At 51.4% G+C, this 17424-nt stretch carries 15 protein-coding genes and 1 riboswitch; of the genes, 11 read left to right on the top strand and 4 right to left on the bottom strand.

The window, feature by feature from the left end:
* Positions 1-23: 23 nt before the first annotated feature.
* Positions 24-1859 (bottom strand): YfaP family protein, encoded by a 1836-nt coding sequence (locus TERTU_RS02785; protein ID WP_015819445.1) that lies wholly within the window; start codon positions 1857-1859, stop codon positions 24-26.
* Between the two features lie 508 nt (positions 1860-2367).
* Between TERTU_RS02785 and TERTU_RS02780 the strand changes: the two genes are divergently transcribed.
* Positions 2368-3261, top strand: coding sequence for a type 2 periplasmic-binding domain-containing protein (locus tag TERTU_RS02780; RefSeq protein ID WP_037988470.1), 894 nt, complete (start codon positions 2368-2370; stop codon positions 3259-3261).
* A gap of 36 nt (positions 3262-3297) precedes the next feature.
* Here the strand turns inward: TERTU_RS02780 and TERTU_RS02775 are convergent, their stop codons facing one another.
* Positions 3298-3666, bottom strand: coding sequence for a nucleotide pyrophosphohydrolase (locus tag TERTU_RS02775; RefSeq protein WP_015817554.1), 369 nt, complete (start codon positions 3664-3666; stop codon positions 3298-3300).
* Positions 3667-3884: 218 nt separating this feature from the next.
* On the bottom strand, positions 3885-4847 hold the full coding sequence (gene pfkA, locus TERTU_RS02770) for a 6-phosphofructokinase (RefSeq protein WP_015817073.1): 963 nt from the start codon (positions 4845-4847) through the stop codon (positions 3885-3887).
* A 764-nt stretch (positions 4848-5611) separates the two neighbouring features.
* Between pfkA and TERTU_RS02760 the strand changes: the two genes are divergently transcribed.
* From TERTU_RS02760 to TERTU_RS02740, 5 genes are all read left to right on the top strand, one after another.
* Positions 5612-6004 carry a hypothetical protein gene (locus TERTU_RS02760; RefSeq protein ID WP_015816830.1) on the top strand — a complete coding sequence of 131 codons (393 nt, stop codon included), beginning with the start codon at positions 5612-5614 and terminating at the stop codon, positions 6002-6004.
* A gap of 92 nt (positions 6005-6096) precedes the next feature.
* On the top strand, positions 6097-7002 hold the full coding sequence (locus TERTU_RS02755; protein WP_015817506.1) for a class I SAM-dependent methyltransferase: 906 nt from the start codon (positions 6097-6099) through the stop codon (positions 7000-7002).
* 59 nt (positions 7003-7061) lie between these two features.
* On the top strand, positions 7062-7529 hold the full coding sequence (locus tag TERTU_RS02750) for a DUF6174 domain-containing protein (protein WP_015818855.1): 468 nt from the start codon (positions 7062-7064) through the stop codon (positions 7527-7529).
* Positions 7530-7542: 13 nt separating this feature from the next.
* Positions 7543-7947 (top strand): GFA family protein, encoded by a 405-nt coding sequence (locus tag TERTU_RS02745; protein WP_041590031.1) that lies wholly within the window; start codon positions 7543-7545, stop codon positions 7945-7947.
* A gap of 97 nt (positions 7948-8044) precedes the next feature.
* Positions 8045-8596, top strand: coding sequence for a pyridoxamine 5'-phosphate oxidase family protein (locus tag TERTU_RS02740; protein WP_015820045.1), 552 nt, complete (start codon positions 8045-8047; stop codon positions 8594-8596).
* An 87-nt stretch (positions 8597-8683) separates the two neighbouring features.
* Here TERTU_RS02740 and TERTU_RS02735 read toward each other — a convergent pair whose 3' ends face one another.
* Positions 8684-10147, bottom strand: a complete 1464-nt coding sequence (locus tag TERTU_RS02735) for an SLC13 family permease (RefSeq protein ID WP_015817643.1) — start codon at positions 10145-10147, stop codon at positions 8684-8686.
* 828 nt (positions 10148-10975) lie between these two features.
* On the opposite strand from TERTU_RS02735, the gene TERTU_RS02730 reads away from it, so the two are divergent.
* The 5 genes from TERTU_RS02730 (at position 10976) to TERTU_RS02710 (ending at position 16984) form a co-directional block, all read left to right on the top strand.
* Positions 10976-12031: a bifunctional transcriptional activator/DNA repair enzyme AdaA gene (locus TERTU_RS02730; protein ID WP_041590030.1), complete on the top strand. Its 1056-nt coding sequence runs from the start codon at positions 10976-10978 to the stop codon at positions 12029-12031.
* A gap of 69 nt (positions 12032-12100) precedes the next feature.
* Positions 12101-12604 (top strand): metal-dependent hydrolase, encoded by a 504-nt coding sequence (locus tag TERTU_RS02725; protein WP_015819022.1) that lies wholly within the window; start codon positions 12101-12103, stop codon positions 12602-12604.
* 144 nt (positions 12605-12748) lie between these two features.
* Positions 12749-15442, top strand: a complete 2694-nt coding sequence (locus TERTU_RS02720) for a bifunctional acetate--CoA ligase family protein/GNAT family N-acetyltransferase (protein ID WP_015820491.1) — start codon at positions 12749-12751, stop codon at positions 15440-15442.
* 69 nt (positions 15443-15511) lie between these two features.
* Positions 15512-16111 (top strand): hypothetical protein, encoded by a 600-nt coding sequence (locus tag TERTU_RS02715; RefSeq protein WP_015820764.1) that lies wholly within the window; start codon positions 15512-15514, stop codon positions 16109-16111.
* Complete coding sequence (locus TERTU_RS02710; RefSeq protein WP_015820171.1) at positions 16112-16984, top strand: carbon-nitrogen hydrolase family protein; 873 nt, start codon at positions 16112-16114, stop codon at positions 16982-16984. It begins immediately after the preceding gene.
* A 319-nt stretch (positions 16985-17303) separates the two neighbouring features.
* Positions 17304-17390, top strand: a riboswitch (cyclic di-GMP riboswitch).
* Positions 17391-17424: the final 34 nt, after the last annotated feature.

Genomic DNA, 17424 nt, shown 5'->3' with positions numbered 1-17424 from the left:
GGTGAAACCATGTTGTCCTCAGCCTAGTTCGCATTACCGGAGCAGAAGGTGTCGCTAACATACTTGCTCTGCTCAACAACAGTAGGCGTGAGCGCGTCGTCTACTTCAATATCGAATACATGCCAACAGCGCGTGCCCGTGGTACCTGGCGCTTCCGTGACAAAGTACACATATTCTACCCTGCCGGTGAACAACGCGATCCTGGTTGGAGAAGCGAACATATTCGAGCTTCCGGAAAACAGATGCGTGTAGAATCGATAGGTGCCAGCGCTTGGGAAGCGAGGAATAGTAATAACCTCTGGGCCATAACTGGTGACATCGTCCACATCGAGGTAAACCGTTGTGTTATTCACGGTTGTCTGTTTCGCCGCATAGTAAATATGGAAATTGCCACCGGAACCGTTGGGCCCGTATAAGTGGCTATCGATATCCGCCGGATTCTCACCCCAGGTCAAGGTGATGGTGGTGGTATTCGGGTCAACAACCAAACAGCTCGAGCGAATCACGTCCGCCGTTTCAGTGGTCACACTGAATGTCTGGCTGGCCACATCAGAGCGGGCGTACAGGAATACTGTTGAATTGGTACGGGCGCGAACCGAATAGGTTCCGTATTTATCCGTATAATCCAACAGGCGCCCAATATAGCTCTGGCCCTGTGTAATAATTAGGGTGTCCTTTACCGGGTTGCCATTCATATCCCGCACGCAACCTTTAATGTTGACCGTTGGATAACTACTGAATACACCCCAAACGGTAGATCGGTCCGCGGTAAGCTCGTAATCCGCTGTTCCACTAATCGCAGCCATTCCCGCCGCAACCCAATACCCGCTTTCACGATCAAAATAATAGGCCTGCTCAGAGGCCGGCGCGCTACCCTGGGCGCGCACCGCGATGGGAAACCGAATGGTCGCTGCGGCGTTCTCCGCAAATACCAGCTCTTCATCGCCCAAAAAGAAGCGCACGCTAGCGGCACCGAAACTTTCCAGTGCTTCGTCTTCACTGTTCAGATAGGCGCCGGGAAGCAGCTCGGGTGCAAAAGAGGCATCCAGCGGTGAGGTTCTCACTGTGACCATGCCGGTTGGAATTTCGCCGGATTTGGTGCGCAGGCTGTTGGAGGGTAAGTCAATTTCAACAGTACCCAACGTCAGCGCCTGGTCTTCCGTGGGCGAAAAGGTAGCGCTGTTGGCTGGGTCGGTAGGTGTATAGTTTTTGTCCTGATAAAGTTCCGACGGCGAATCGCTGATTGGCAGGCTGAAAAGTTCGTAATCCGGGTGCTCGATGGTGAGCGTCATGCGCGAAAAGCCAATCAGGAGGATGTCATCCAACAGATAGATTCCGTCATCGCCTACCGTATCGCTTACCAAAGTCACAGGCTCTGCGGAGTCGGTATAGCCACGCACAGTGACGACTGCACCTGGTAAGGGCGTCTCGGTGCCCGGCTGTAAGATTTTTCCGGTGAGCGTTAAAAGATCATCGCACTCAATAACCGCAACGGTCTCAGAATCCAGGGGAGAGGTCAGCATTTGAGTTTCAGTAAACAGACATTGCTGCTGATCCGGGAAAGCCCCTATAGCGCCGGTAAGCTCGCCTAGCGGAAGATTGCGCAATGGCACATAGCCGTTAGTATTGATCGAAAATGTCTGTCCACCGGCGCTTAACTGCAACTCACCGCGCAATCCTCGCATTAACACGACCACCTGCTGACTGGTTGGAGTACCGCCCGGCGCACCGCTGCTTGAGGTAGATGAGCCATCGCCGCTGCTTGTACCTATATCGCTGGAGCCACCACATGCTGCCAGAAGCGCAAAGAATCCACCGAACGCCACCGAGCGCAGCATGCCTAGTTTTGAAATGAACATTTAACCCCGTCCTCCGCACGAATGAATCGCCAGGTTACAACCGCTATACCGATTTCCATACCCACCAACAACCTCTGCCGATGGCATAAACAACGCTAACCAGCTATGAAATAGTGACCGTTTAGCCTGGCTAGTGTGTCGCATAATAAGCGTTGAAGCTTACCACTATCTTATGAATAAATTTAGCCAAAATACTGATAAAACAGTAACTTATTTAACAAAGTTCGAACATTTAAAAGGAATTAAAAATCTGCTGGAGTGTTGCGCCATGTCTCATTTCCAGACAAAAACACGTTGCACGTCCGCGCGCACCGACAAGCGGTCACGCGTAACCCATCAGTGGTCGCTCGGGCTGGAGTCATAAAGCCAGGGTATTTGCACACTAAAGGGTTCACCTGAGGTCTTTGCGTGTCTATATTTACTACTGTCTATATTCCAGATATACCAAAACGCCCCGTTCTTCAGGACCGGAATAAGCATAAAGGCGTGTAATTTAGGAGTGATTGCGGTGACGTACGGCGTACCAGGTAAGTTGGTTCTGATTGCCTCCGTAGTGGCGGGAACGCTGCTGTCGGCAGGAGCGGCGAGTTCTACCTACCTACCACGAAATGAAATGGTCGTTCGCCACCCCACGTCCAACAACACCTATTTCCTGCAACGCGACAGGTACTTTTTGCAGCTATTGCAACTGGCGTTAGACAAGAGTGGAACGAGCTACCGGCTGTCGCCGGTGCAGTTACCGCCGATGAGTGAAAACCGTAGCGAAAAATATTTGCAGGCGAAACGCTACGATGTGCACTGGATGATGACCAACATGCGACACGAGAACAGCCTGATACCGGTCCGCATTCCCCTTTACAAAGGGCTAATTGGCTGGCGCCTGCTGCTCGTACACCGGGAGGACGAGACTGATTTTGCCACTATAACAACTCTCGCCCAGCTCAAAAGAAAGCTGGCAGTGCATGGTCTCGACTGGCCTGACACGGGCATACTGGTTGCCAATGGATTTCGTTTGCGCACGTCACTGGATTGGATGAGCCTGTTCCGGCTGCTGGACACTCACGACGTAGACTATTTTCCGCGCAGCGTGGCTGAAATATGGCAGGAAATCGACAGTTCCCCCAGTAGCAATATTGTGGTGGAGGATTCCTTGGCTGTGCACTATTACGCCGCCTATTATTTTTTTGTCAGCAAAGATAACGCACAACTGGCAGAAGAGATTGAAAAAGGTCTGAATGCAGCCATAGCAGACGGTTCGTTCGACCGACTATTTAATGCCAGTTTCGCCAACGCGATTGCACGCGCCAACTTACCCCAGCGTCGGGTTTTAACCGTAAATAACCCGTTACTACCCGCAAAAACGCCAGTTCAGCGCAAGGAACTCTGGTTCCAGCCCCGTTAGTTCGATCCTCGCTGCACCAGCGCGTATTGGCAGAACTTAATACTCCGAATATTTTTTTGCGCTGCCACGCACTTTGTCAGGAGGATAACGCTGCTCATTATCCTCCGACTTGGCGGCGCAGGCCGCAAGAATATCCACATCAAGAACCTGGGCGAGCCGGGCAAGATACATGAAAACGTCCGCCATCTCCGCCGTTACTTCTGCCAACTTATCTGGACCCAGAGTCTTCGACTGCTCTTCACTCAACCATTGAAAGTGCTCAGTCAACTCCGCAACCTCAACCGACAACGCCATCACCAGGTTTTTCGGTGCGTGAAACTGCTCCCAATCTCGCTCTTTGGCGTAGGAGAGAAGGTAGGTTTGAAGCTCATCAATGGATGCAAATTGACGTGGTTTTGTAGACATGGCGCACCTGTTAAATTGGCTTACTCAGCCTGGGAGAAACCAGGTGAAAAACGAGGACGAGAAAAGAGACGTCTGAAATACAGAGGTTTGAAAATCGGAGCCCAAAAACCAAGCAAGTACTCACTCACAGACGTTGAATACCTCGGCAGACCATTTACTGTAGCGGCACCGATACTGGTGGCACCTCCCTGCCCCACCAGCCAATAGTCACTGTGTGATTACGCCAGGCGATGAGCCAGGTCGAGTAAACAGTCTTTGAACGGGCGCGACATATTTTCGAGCGCGTCGATAATATCGTGATGCACCAGTTCGTTAGCCTGGATTCCCACGCAACGACCGCCGTATCCCTGACGCAGCAGCTCTACAGCGTAAGCACCCATACGGCTCGCCAATATGCGGTCAAATGCTGTCGGCGCTCCCCCGCGCTGGATATGCCCCAGCACGGTGGCACGCGTTTCCAGGCCGGTTTCCTGCTCAATGCGCTTGGCGAGCCGGTTTACATCAGTGATCTTTTCGGTGATACAAACAATCGCGTGGTTTTTGCCGTGACCCACCTGATCGCGCAACTGCTCCAGGAACTTGTCTTCGTCGAACGGCATTTCCGGCACAATAGCGTATTCCGCACCGCTGCCGATAGCGGACCATACGGTCAAATCACCACAGTGGCGCCCCATGATTTCCACCACAGAAATACGCTTGTGGGAGCTGGAGGTATCACGCAAGCGGTCGAGCGCATCCAGTACCGTATTGAGCGCTGTAAAGTAGCCAATGGTGTAGTCGGTACCAGCAACATCGTTGTCGATGGTGCCGGGCAACCCGATACAGGGGAACCCCATCTCGGTGAGTTTCTTGGCGCCCATATACGAGCCATCACCACCTACAACCACCAATGCGTCTATCTCGTGCTTGCGCAGATTTTTGATCGCCTCCTCACGCACGGCCTCTTCCTTGAACTCAGGAAACCGCGCAGAACCCAAAAAGGTGCCCCCACGGTTTATCGTATCGGCAACGGAGCGGCGAGTCATCGGCTGTATCTCATTGCGATACAACCCCAGGTAACCGTTGTAAATGCCATACACCCCGACGTCGTAGTGCAGCGCGGTGCGAACGACAGCTCGTACCGCAGCGTTCATTCCGGGGGCATCGCCACCGCTGGTAAGCACACCAATATTTTTTACCATGTCAGTTTCCTGTTGTGAAAAGTCCGCAACCCTTGATTGCAGTGTGTTCTGGCTCGATTCTAGTGCACAGTGAACCGGTACATGTTGAACCGAAAGTAGGAAGGTTTATGCCCTGGCGTGGGTAAATCCTGTTTTTTTATAAGGATGTCGGACGGCCCGCACATCCGGGCTGCAATTATAGCAAGACAGGCACAGGGAAACAGATGTTGTTAGATCAAACCGAAAAAAGTTTGCCCCGCCAACCCGGTATTTGCTTCGTTTTAATGAGATTTATGCTGGTCGGCGGGTTAAAAATTCACCAGCCGTTACCTGAAGAGCCGTGGCGATCATTTTTCGACCTCTTGTACACAAGCTAGATCACCGATCCCTGCGAGCCTATTAACTGGGCAGTGAAAATTGCGAAGTTAACAGGCAGGTCTGAGAAGCACCGCCATTGCCAGATCGGCAATGTAAATCGTTGAAATATCAGGAAATTCAGACATTTTCGTGAGTATTTCAAGGACCCGCGATTAAATAGGTAGGATCATCTATTTAATCGCCGGTTTAATAGAAACAACAACCCGAAATAGCAGCCGCACAACGCTGAATGCCTTGCCATTTGCACTCAGCCAACGTGAGGTGGTAAAACGGATGCAACGGTTGCGTTCAAGCGAGCCGTTGGCCACGCGCAAATGTTATCGCGTTAACAACCTAACGTAAAATGACAACACTCTAAGCAGTAGATCGTACACCAGAGATTGGCAGCAAAACAGGGAAATAAAAATATGGAAATGGCTCTCTATTTCTACGTTTGTTCTCTCACCGTGTTATTCACGCTGAGCGCCGCTGTAAAAATCATATTAAAAATGCGCGGCAGATACGAACAGACGCCACGCATTGTGCAATGGGAAGAAGCAATTATGTTTGTTTATTTCGCGCTGGGCTTCGCCGGGTTGCTGTTGCATTACCACCAGCTGCCAGTGGGGCCAGCTCTTCTTTGGCAAGCCTACGCCATCGGGCTGTTTTGTTATGCTGCGGCAACGCACTGGTTTCCTAAAATGCATTGGATTGAGCGCGCTGCCTCACGTAGAGCCTATTTGACAACCCTGTTTGCAGGGCATTTTCTCGCGTTGCCATTTTACTTTCTCGTCGCACGTCTGGCATTGCTGGATATTTGAATAAAACGATAAAAGTCGACTGGCTGTCATGATAACCGGTCACACTGCCGGGCATGGACGTCTTCATACAGTGTCACCACAGAGGCATACTCATGGACACTAAAACTATCAATAAAAGTAAAAGTAAAACGAACACGAAAACAACGGTTGCGGATACCGCTTTCTGGGTCGCCAGTTACCGCGCACAAGAAACGCTGCGTCCCGATGCCTTGTTTCACGACCCTTACTCTGCTTTGTTACTTAACGAACGCACTGAACAAATGGCCAGGTCAATGAAGCCGTTTGCCAAGTATGGTTACTGGTCAGTCACTATTCGCACACCAATTATCGACGACTTTATTCTTCGCTACCTCCAGCAATCCTGCAACACGGTAATTAATTTGGGGGCCGGGCTGGATACGCGCCCGTATCGACTGGACTTACCGCCGGAAACGCGCTGGATCGAAGTCGATTTCCCAGATGTGGTTGCGTTCAAAAGTGAAAAATTGCGCAACGAAACCCCGCACTGCCAGCTGGAGCGTGTAGGCCTGGATCTATCCAATACAGATGCGCGAAAAAACCTTTTCGCCGAACTCAATAACACATACGGACCGGCGATTTTACTTACCGAAGGCGTCACACCCTATTTAACTGAAACGGACGTCATCCAACTGGCGCAAGACCTATATAGACAGCCGAACTTTAACTATTGGATAAACGAGTATTACTCGAAAGACCTATATCCAAGATACCAATCACCTAAATTTCAGAGCGCCCTGGGCGACGCAGTGTTTCGGTTTTTCCCCACCGACTGGTTTGGTCTGTTTGAGGATAATGGCTGGATAAAACACGACATCCATTTTTTAGCGGATTTCGCGGCGAAACACCAGCGAAGCTTTCCACTACCCTGGTGGGTAAACCTGCTTAAACGACTGTTCGGCGAAGATAAGATAACAGGAAAAATGCGCGAGTATTCGGCTTACATCGTGTTTGAGAAAAAGCAGGATTACAAAAAATAACAGGCAAACTGCGCAAGTGAAGCGCACACTCCGTGTACTTCATTACAAAGGACATAACAATGAATATCGCACGTAAAGCTACAACCATATTGCTGCCACTGTTTACGTCCATTGTGTTGCTGGGGTGTAACGGCGACAACAAAGATCACAGCACCAAGGAATTAGACGAGGCGCGCGCAATATGGAGCAAAGCAAATTTAAGTTATTACCAATTCACCTATCGCCGATTTTGTTTTTGCCCACAAACAGAAGCTCTGATTATCGAAGTACAAAACAATCAGGTGACTAGCGCCTTTTACACCCCGAGCGGCACTTATTTAAGCGATGAAGAACTCGCCTATGTGCAAAACATCGACGAGCTTTTTGATACGATTGAGGAGCTCATTGTAGACCAAGCTGATGAGGTAACAGTGATCTATAACAGTACCTACGGCTACCCCGAGCAAGTGGATGTCGATTTATACAAAAACGCTATTGATGACGAGTTCACCTTAAATATTACCGATTTCAACCCCATCCAAATCTAGAAGAGTGCCTAGTATGCCATCAACAATTTCTGGTTCCTGCCTGTGTGGCAAAGCCCGTTTTTCACTCACCGGTGACTATGCCGCTTTTTTTCTGTGTTATTGCTCTCGCTGTAGAAAAGACACGGGCTCAGCCCACGCGGCGAATATTTTTGTACGTGAAGCCGCACTTAATTGGGAAGGCAATACCGATACGATCAATACCTACAACCACGAAAATTGCAGACATGTAAAGAGCTTTTGCACCCATTGTGGCTCTGCACTACCCACCCAAATAGACGACACTATGGCACTTGTTCCCGCAGGCAGCCTCGACGAAGAGCCCCCAATCCCCGCGGGAGCCAAAATATTTTTTGCTGATCGTGCAGACTGGGTCGACCCGGACGCACCCACATTCGACGGATTTCCACCACAACAGTGATAAGTGAGCGTTGGCAAATGGCCTGACGAGAAAATCCACGTTGCACTTCGTAGTACAATTACGACCTTACAACCACCTTGGCGGAAGGACGACCACAATGGGTAAGCAATTTTCGGAACTCAAAGAAAATCACATAGAGTTTATCGCGCAGCAAAAAATCTTTTTTGTCGGCACCGCAACCGACACCAGCAAAGTCAATATTTCTCCTAAAGGTTTGGATTCGCTGCGGGTAATCAACACCAACCAAGTCGCATGGTTAAACGTTACCGGCAGCGGAAACGAGACTGCCGCACACGTGCAAACTCATCCTCGTATGACCATTATGTTTGCCGCATTTGAAGGTAAACCGGTAATTTTGCGATTGTACGGAACTGCAACCGCAATTCATCACAACGACGACACCTGGCAGGAAACCTACTCTCTGTTCACTCCGCAGCCAGGAGCACGGCAAATATTTGTGCTGGACATCGACATGGTACAAACCTCGTGCGGTATGTCAGTGCCATATTTTAATTATGTGGGCGATCGCGAATTGCTGAATGATTGGGCTGAAAAGCAGGGGGAGCAAGGCATCAAAGAGTATTGGGGCAACAAGAATCAGCAGAGTCTGGATGGAATTCCCACCAGAATTGCTGAAAAAAACCTTTAGCCCCGTCGATACCAACATTTGATGCACTGCTTAGTGTGGGCCAAGCCAGTGCGGCTCTTCCCACACTTAGGTGACATATTTTACAATTTAAAAATTAAGCAACCAGCGGGCAAGTGTAAGGGTAATTAACGACACCCAGACAATAGAAAACACGTTAAGCATTACGCCAGCGGAAACCATATCTTTTATTTTTAAATGGCCGGATGAAAAAACAATTGCGTTCGGTGGCGTCGCCACCGGCATCATAAACGCGCAACTCGCAGCAATTGCAGCAGGTACAACCAGCATCATCGGCGTTCCAGCGAGGGTTAACGCAACCGGCCCCAAAAGCGGTAAAAAGCCTGCTGCCGTCGCTGTATTACTGGTCACCTCGGTTAGAAACACAATCACGCAGACCACCGCACCAATCATGATCCAGGTGGGCATGCCCTGCAGCAGTTCCACCTGTTCGGCAATGGCAAGTGCCAGCCCGGAGCTCTTGATCAGAACCGCCAGGCTCAAACCACCGCCAAACAGCATCAACACTCCCCAGGGCATTTTTGCGGTGTCGTTCCAGGTCAGAATACGCGTACTCTGCTTATCCACAGGAATAATAAAGAGCGCGCAGGCGGCTGCCATGGCAATTACCGTATCGTTCAATTTCAAGTGCAGTAGGTCCGCCAGCAAGGGGCGAAACATCCACGCAAATGCGGTAACCGCGAACACCATCAGTACAAGTTTTTCCGGTCGCTTCATCGGCCCCAATGCTCGCAATTGTTCGCGAAACAAATGCTTGGGGTTGTCCAAAGTGACCCGATCAACTTTATAAGTCACGTGAGTCAGGGTGTACCAGGTGAACAACAACAGGCCAGCAGAGAGAGGAACACCCACATACATCCATTCCGCAAAGCCGATGTTAATTTCAAAGTTATCGTTGAGGTAAGCCGCCATCAACGCATTGGGTGGCGTACCAATAAGAGTGGCCAAGCCACCAATAGAGGCAGAGTAGGCGATCCCCAGGAGAAGTGCATTGGCAAAGCCCGCAGACTCCAGCTTCCCACTGCGCAACATATCAATCACCGACAGCCCGATTGGCAGCATCATAACCGCAGTTGCCGTATTGGACATCCACATAGACAAAAAGCCCGTTACCGCCATCATGCCACCAATCTGCGCACTGGGTTTTGCGCCGATCATCAAGAGCGTATTGAGTGCCACCCGTTTGTGTAGCTCCCACCGCTCCATCGCTAATGACAAAACAAAACCGCCCATAAACAAGAAAATGAGCGGATGTGCATAGGGCGCTGCGGTTTCCTTCATGGAAGCAATACCCAATAGTGGGGCGACAATCAGCGGTAAAAATGATGTCACAGGAATAGGTACTGCCTCAGTGATCCACCAGATGCCCATCCAGAGCACCAGACCGATGGTTGCCCAGGCGGCATCATTCAAACCTTCTGGCGGTGGCACCCATGCAAAAATCAACATGCATACAGGACCAATCAGCAAGGACAATAGTGGGTAAGCCGAGTTATTAGTGGAATCGCTGTGCGATTGGATGACTTCAGACATGACATTCTCTCCTTGTCCACGCGCAGACTGGTGTATCTATAATTGGCAACGAACCTGTGAGGCTGAAACCGACCACAGGGGAGATTGCAGAGACAGAGCAGGACATGCGCGCTAGGCTTTTAAAGCCTCGTTATAGTTATTGTTTATTGGCATAGTTATTGTCTGTTGGCATGATTACAGTGCGCGACCTGTCGTTAAATATCGCACCCATATAAACGCGCAACTGCTCGCGTTTATCTACCAATCCTGCAATAGTAAACGCACACGAATTAGTCTCCCTATACTCCGAATCTATGGGCAATATCGGCCAAACTAATAGGTTACGGCTGAATTCCGTGCTATCGATTTTTTACAGTGCTACAACAACTGTCATAGATCGCGGTTTTAATTTTCTTGTCAGAAGTTTACGCAACTCCTGTTGCCCTAAAGGTGCGCCATGCTCTCTCCACGGCAGTTTTTTATACTTGTCCTTCTGGGCACTCAAATCTTTTTTGTCGCCTGCACGGGAAAAATGCGCCACTCAGGTCAATCGCAGCTACTTTCGCAGGCAATCGATAGAAGTGCAGAAGATGGCGCCCAGAGAGCTGCACCCTAGCACTCACTCGTGAGCAGGGCGCCGTCGGTGTGATCTGCAGATAAACCGGTGGAGGCAATTCACAAAGGCAACAACACCTTTCCCAAAACGCTGCGCGCACATCTGCCGCCAACTCCAAAATTACCTGTCGAATTTTCGGTTGTTGCTAAACCCGCCTCACGCAATACTTGCCATTCTCCTGCGCCCCATGTGGACGCCAAGTGTCATCCGCCGAAAGAGAACAGCTGACTGCCATGCCCATCCGAGATGCTGCAACCATCGACCGCTACTACCGCGCACTTGTCGCTCGCGACCCGGATTTTCTCGGCAGCTTCTACGTTGGCGTTAAAACCACCTCGATCTTCTGCATAGCCACCTGTCGCGCCCGTAAGCCTAAACAGGAAAATGTGGTTTTTTACACCGATCTGGACGAAGTGCTTAGAGACAGGTTCCGTCCCTGCAAAGTGTGCAGGCCCACGGAAAATGCGCACCAGGCTCCTCCCGATGTCGCCACCGCCATGCGCTGGGTACTGGCGCAACCAAAACAAAAAGTGTCTGATACCCAGCTCCGCGCGCGCGGCTTGAGCCCGGAAAAAATTCGCCGCTGGTTTAAAGCACACTATGGTATGACCTATCAACAATTCCAACGCATGTACCGAATAAACATGGCGGTAGAAGAACTCAAGCTGGGACAGAGTGTGACCGCGAGTGCAATGGACAGCGGTTACGAATCGCTAAGCGGTTTCGGCTATACGTATAAAAAGTTGATCGGGCACTCGCCAGCATCGCGAGTGAATGCTAGTCCGATCCTGTTGCACCGTATTACCACCCCAATTGGACCAATGTTTGTTGCCGCGAGCTCGCGCGGTATTTGTTTGCTGGAGTTTGTCGATCGTCGGATGCTGGAAACAGAATTTAAGGATCTGCAACGTTTATGCAAGGCCCCTATTATTGCCGGCACCAACGCGCACATTCATCAAGCCGAACAAGAAATAGCACAGTACTTCGTTGGCGAGCGCACGCAATTTAGTGTACCGCTGGATACTCCGGGTACCGAATTTCAGCAGAAAGTCTGGCGCGGCTTAATAGATATTCCTTATGGCAGCACCGCCAGCTATCAGCAGCAAGCCTGTCGCATTGCTGTGCCTTCAGCCGTGCGCGCGGTAGCGCGTGCAAATGGCCACAATCGTGTTGCGATAATTATTCCCTGTCACCGGGTGATTGGCGCAGACGGCAAGCTGGTTGGCTACGGCGGCGGATTAGAACGCAAGCGCTGGCTGCTCGAGCACGAAAATAAATTTTGCAGTTAACATCACCGGCCAACAAGCAACAACATCATGTAAACTTGGAGCTAAGAATAAATCGCTATCTGAGCTAACATGCCGTTCACCCCATTCCATCTCGGCCCCGGCCTGCTTTTCAAAAGTCTGCTGCAAGGCAGCTTCAGCCTCGTGATATTTGCCTGGGCGCAAATCGTCATGGATATTCAGCCGTTGTTGGTACTGCTCACCGGCAAGGGCCATCTGCACGGGTTCACTCATACACTGCTCGGCGCAACTTTGTTGGCAATTTTTAGCGCCGTGAGTGGCAAATACGCAATAGATAACCTGTTAAATCGGTGGCCCAACCACATTAAGGTAGGTTTATTGGTAAGCTGGCCCACGGCGACTATAAGCGCCCTGATCGGCTGCTACAGCCATGTTGTTCTCGACGCAATCATGCATGGTGACTTGCTGCCGTTCGCGCCTTTCACTACAGATAACCCCTTGTTACACATGCTAAATGTTAACGACCTGCACTGGCTCTGCGTAGCGGCAGGGGCAGTGGGGGCGATCCTCTACTTTCTGGTGCTGGCCTGGCACCGGCAGGCACGGAGCCGCTAGAACAACACAGGTCCACCTGCGCCGTGAAATCGCGCAGGTTTGCACCCACACGCCTTCGCCTGATAAATTTTCCCCATTGCGATAACCACACGGCGAGTTTTTCAACAGGCTGCTAAAGTAGGGTAAGATTATCAGCATTACCTTATGTCAGATTTTATTGAACATTATTTATCCGACTTGTTTGCCCCCCAATCCATCGCGGTTTTTGGCGCAAGTCAGCGACCGAATGCCACAGGATCGGTGGTGTTCCGCAATCTTATTGCAGCAGGATTCTGCAACCAGCTTTACGCGATCAACCCGAAATACACCTCCGTTGATAATCACACCTGCTACCGCTCTTTGGATGACATAGACGATCATATCGAGCTGGCCATCATTACGACACCTGCGCACACGGTCAAAGACATTCTCAAGCAGTGCGGCAAACACAAAGTAAAAGCTGCGGTGATTTTTGCCGGCGGTTTTGCGCAGCCAGACGAGCCGGGTAAGGTCTCGGAGCAGGCATTGGTGGAAATCGCGCGCAAATATGGCATTCGGTTTATCGGCCCGAACAGCCTGGGAATCGCTCATCCGAGCACCAACATTAATGCGACCTTCGGCCCTGGTGAGGTCGCATCGGGCAACCTTGCACTGGTTTCCCAGAGCGGCGCCGTATGCACTGCCGTCATGGATTGGGCAGCGGTGCAGGATATTGGTTTTTCGAGTGTAGTCTCTATCGGAGCCTGCGCCGACCTGGACTTTGGCGATATTCTCGACTTTCTGGTAAGTGACGGCAAAACCCGCAGTATTTTGCTTTACGTTGAAGGTATACGCGATGCCCGCTCCTTTATGTGTGGGCTGCGAGCGGTCGCCCGAGTAAAGCCCGTTATTGTGATAAAGGCGGGACGCCACAAAGCTGCGATTGAAGTCACACAGTCCCACAACAGTGCCCGTGTTGGCGACGACGACGTATTTGCCGCGGCGCTTAAACGTGCCGGTGTCGTGCGCGGTATGCACCTGGGCGATCTGTTGGCAGCCGCCAATATTCTTGCGCGCGGCACGCGACTGCGTGGCGACAAGCTGGCAATTATCACCAACGGCGGCGGGCCCGCGGCAATGGCGTGCGACCGTGCCAGCGACCTTCACATTCCACTGGCGCCACTCGGGGAGGAGGCGCACAAAAAACTGGACAAATTGCTGCCGCACTATTGGTCACACAGCAACCCGGTCGACATTCTTGGCGACGCGGATGCAGACCGTTATGCTGCAGCGCTGGAAATTATGCTGGCCGATACAGAATGCCACGGGGTGATGGTCATGTTGACGCCCCAGGCAACCACCGACCCTGTCGCTATTGCCCAGCGCCTGATCGACATCATTAAAAAAACATCGAAACCGGTTATTGCGTGCTGGATGGGCGAGAATCGCGTACTGCCCGCACGCCGCTTATTTGCCTCTGCCGGTATCCCAATTTTCAGACTCCCAGAAACGGCAGTGCAGGCGTTCGCTTACCTGGCGACGTTTTTCCGCAACCAGAAATTGTTGCTCCAGACTCCGCCGCCACTAAGCCAAACCATTACAGCAACGATTGAAGACGCGCATACCGTGATCGACACCGCGCTGCGCAGCGAACAATTTCAATTATCAGAAACCGAATCAAAAACAATTCTGGCCGCGTTTGGGATTCCCATCGCGCCAACCATTCTTGTTCACAGCGCCCAGGAAGCCATGGAAGCCGCCACTGAAATTGGTTTGCCGGTAGCGATGAAAATTCACGGCAGTAACCTCAGCAACAAAAGTTCTCATGGCGGCGTGCAACTTAATATCCGCACCTTGCCGGCGGTAAAAAACACCTACGCAGGTTTGCGTCGAATTCTGGAGAATCTACCATTTGCCGTGGAAAACCCGGGCATAGTGATCGAACCCATGATTCTCTCGCCAGCCGCCAGTGAGTTGCGTCTGGCTATCGAACAGGATCCGGTGTTCGGCCCTTTTATTTCCCTCGGCCCGGGCGGGGTTGCCGCGAAGCGTACCCGGGTAGTCTCCTTGCCTCCACTCAACCGATTACTGGCTGCCAACCTTATCCAGGAATCCGAGCTCGGCGACATGCTCTCAAAAGAGGGTCAGCAACCTGTAATTGCACTGGCGGCACTGGAAAACTGTTTGATGAGTATTTCCGATATTGCTTGTGAGTTACCGGAAGTGCTTGAGCTTGAAATTAACCCGCTACTAGCGGACAGCAACGGCGTAACCGCTGTAGACGCACGTATTCGCCTGCGCCCCAAACCACCGGGGCTACCCTACTCCCACACCGCGATTCATCCCTACCCCAGCCACGCCGTACAAAAAGTGACGGTCGCCGGCTGCGTGCCTTGTACGATTCGTCCAGTGCGTCCTGAGGACGCCGAACTCGAACGCGCATTTATCGAAGGGCTTTCTGAAAACAGCAAACATTTTCGTTTTATGAACACGTTTCGAAAGCTGCCACCAGAAATGCTGGCAAAAATGACACAAATTGATTACGACCGCGAAATGGCTTTTGTGGCAGTGATCAACAATAATGAAGAGGAAGAAGAAATTGGTTCGGCCCGCTACGCAATAAATATTGACGGGCAAAGCTGCGAATTTGCGGTGTCTGTTGCCGATAATTGGCAGGGTAAAGGAATCGCGACCAAACTTATGCAAGCACTTATCGACTACGCAGGTCATAGAGGACTGACGCGAATGCAGGGAGAAATTTTGGCCGATAATGTCCCCATGCAAGAACTCGCCAAAAAACTGGGCTTCAGTTTGCAATTGTCACGGGAGGATAAAACAATCGTGATAGGCAACCGCCCCCTACGCCCCCCTGCAAAATAAATTACCAACCTCGATTTTAACTGCGCAGCAACACGCGTGGTCTGTGTACGTATAACTCTGGACAACTGAATGGCTGACACACACTTCCGGATCGAACGGGTCTACGGGCCTGCGCTGCGACACCTGGTCGAAGACCTTGCGCGGTTGCGGCTGACAGTATTTTCTGAATACCCCTATCTTTACGCAGGCAATCAGAATTACGAATCCAGCTATTTAAAAACATTCTGCACCGCGCAAGACGCAATCATTGTAACCGCGCGCGATCAGCGCGGTGAACTTGTCGGTTGCTCGACGGCGTCATCGTTAAATGGTCACCACACGGATTTTTCGCAACCGCTGGTCCGTGCCGGATACGATCTTACACAAATGAACTATTTTGGCGAATCCGTATTGCTGGAACACTCTCGAGGCAATGGCATAGGCCACTCTTTTTTTGATCAAAGAGAGCAACACGCGCGCAACAAAGGTTATAAACTTGCCTGCTTTTGCGCGATTGAGCGACCCGCAGACCACCCCAAAAAACCTGCGAGTTATCGTGATCACACCGTGTTCTGGCACAAGCGCGGTTACCGTAAATTGAACGACATCTCGACCAGTTTCGCGTGGCCGGAAACACGCGATGGCCCAGAGATATCCCACCCAATGGCCTATTGGCTACGGAAGCTGTAAATGTCACACCTTGTAAGAATTGCCGCGGCGCAATATCCCATCGACGAACCCTCGACGCTGCAAGCGTACTTGGACAAAATCAGCCAGTGGGTGGCAGAGGCCGCAGCGCGCGCAGACCTTCTGGTGTTTCCAGAATACGCCGGCGCGGAGGCGATGGCGGTGTTCGGCCGCGACATCAATAAAAACCTGCTCCAGGCCACGTTCGAGCTGCAAACCCTGGTACCAGCAATCGACGCGCATATGGCTGACCTCGCTCGCCGCTACGGGGTCTATATTCTCGCCCCCAGCCTGCCTGTCGCGGCCGCCGATGGTTCGCTGCGCAACGTCGCCACTATGTACGGCCCGCAAGGTTTTGTTGGCGCACAGCGCAAACGGGTGCTCACCCCATTCGACAAGCAAGAGTGGCAGCTCACCGCAGGTGAAGCCTACACCCTGTTCATCACTCCATTTGGGCTGATTGGCGTGGCCATTTGTTACGATGTGGAGTTTCCGCTCCAAGTCAGGGCCTTATGCGAAGCCGGCGCGACATTAATTCTTTGCCCTTCATGCACAGACTCAGTCGCAGGTTACTGGCGAGTACGACTGGGTGCGATGGCGCGCGCACTGGAAAACCAGTGCGTGGTGGTACAGTCTCCCACGGTTGGCACCGCCGAGTGGACCACCGCACTGGACGTAAATTGCGGCGCAGCGGGGATATTCGCCCCGCCGGATTCCACCCTCAGCAACGACGGCGTATTAGCACTCGGGGAAATGGACAAACCGCAATGGCTCTACTCCACGGTTAACCTCGAAGACATTCTTCGCTTGCGGCAACATGGCGATGTGCGGGGTTTCAGTGACTGGCATTTGCAATTAAAAAGCGGCGGTGGATAAATCTGACGCCAAAATCATCACCGCAATTTGACACGTTAATCAACAAATAAGCTTATGTTGATCAATTTGTTGGCTTCGTCTTGGACAAGTTAACTCTTAAAACCCCGCCGTTATAACCTGGTGACGCAATGTTAAATATATTCATCATGGCAAATCATCCATAAGCCAATGTTTTTACGAAAGTTTTAATCCGGCCTCGAGACTAAGCGCTTAATTTAAAACGGTTAATTTACGTACATTCAGTATGTTTTCCGCGCTATACAATTGTAAAAATTATGGTACTTTTAACGGCCATTGTTGCCGCGACACGAGCAACACTCTGATAAAAAGGCACGCTGACGCGAAAGCCCAGCACGCAAAATTACCGGTCTAAGGACTCAAGGTCTACGACAGCGGGATCGCCAGAGATACGCCACCGCCACGTTTCATCAGCGTCCTCT

Source organism: Teredinibacter turnerae T7901 (assembly GCF_000023025.1).
In the GTDB taxonomy this organism is placed as follows: domain Bacteria; phylum Pseudomonadota; class Gammaproteobacteria; order Pseudomonadales; family Cellvibrionaceae; genus Teredinibacter; species Teredinibacter turnerae_B.
This window is presented reverse-complemented; position numbering and strand designations above follow the sequence as displayed.

Coding starts and splice junctions, on each gene's coding strand:
- TERTU_RS02785 (WP_015819445.1), bottom strand. CDS start 1,859: ATGTTCATTTCAAAACTAGGCATGCTGCGCTCGGTGGCGTTCGGTGGA.
- TERTU_RS02775 (WP_015817554.1), bottom strand. CDS start 3,666: ATGTCTACAAAACCACGTCAATTTGCATCCATTGATGAGCTTCAAACC.
- pfkA (WP_015817073.1), bottom strand. CDS start 4,847: ATGGTAAAAAATATTGGTGTGCTTACCAGCGGTGGCGATGCCCCCGGA.
- TERTU_RS02760 (WP_015816830.1), top strand. CDS start 5,612: ATGGAAATGGCTCTCTATTTCTACGTTTGTTCTCTCACCGTGTTATTC.
- TERTU_RS02755 (WP_015817506.1), top strand. CDS start 6,097: ATGGACACTAAAACTATCAATAAAAGTAAAAGTAAAACGAACACGAAA.
- TERTU_RS02750 (WP_015818855.1), top strand. CDS start 7,062: ATGAATATCGCACGTAAAGCTACAACCATATTGCTGCCACTGTTTACG.
- TERTU_RS02745 (WP_041590031.1), top strand. CDS start 7,543: ATGCCATCAACAATTTCTGGTTCCTGCCTGTGTGGCAAAGCCCGTTTT.
- TERTU_RS02740 (WP_015820045.1), top strand. CDS start 8,045: ATGGGTAAGCAATTTTCGGAACTCAAAGAAAATCACATAGAGTTTATC.
- TERTU_RS02735 (WP_015817643.1), bottom strand. CDS start 10,147: ATGTCTGAAGTCATCCAATCGCACAGCGATTCCACTAATAACTCGGCT.
- TERTU_RS02730 (WP_041590030.1), top strand. CDS start 10,976: ATGCCCATCCGAGATGCTGCAACCATCGACCGCTACTACCGCGCACTT.
- TERTU_RS02725 (WP_015819022.1), top strand. CDS start 12,101: ATGCCGTTCACCCCATTCCATCTCGGCCCCGGCCTGCTTTTCAAAAGT.
- TERTU_RS02720 (WP_015820491.1), top strand. CDS start 12,749: ATGTCAGATTTTATTGAACATTATTTATCCGACTTGTTTGCCCCCCAA.
- TERTU_RS02715 (WP_015820764.1), top strand. CDS start 15,512: ATGGCTGACACACACTTCCGGATCGAACGGGTCTACGGGCCTGCGCTG.
- TERTU_RS02710 (WP_015820171.1), top strand. CDS start 16,112: ATGTCACACCTTGTAAGAATTGCCGCGGCGCAATATCCCATCGACGAA.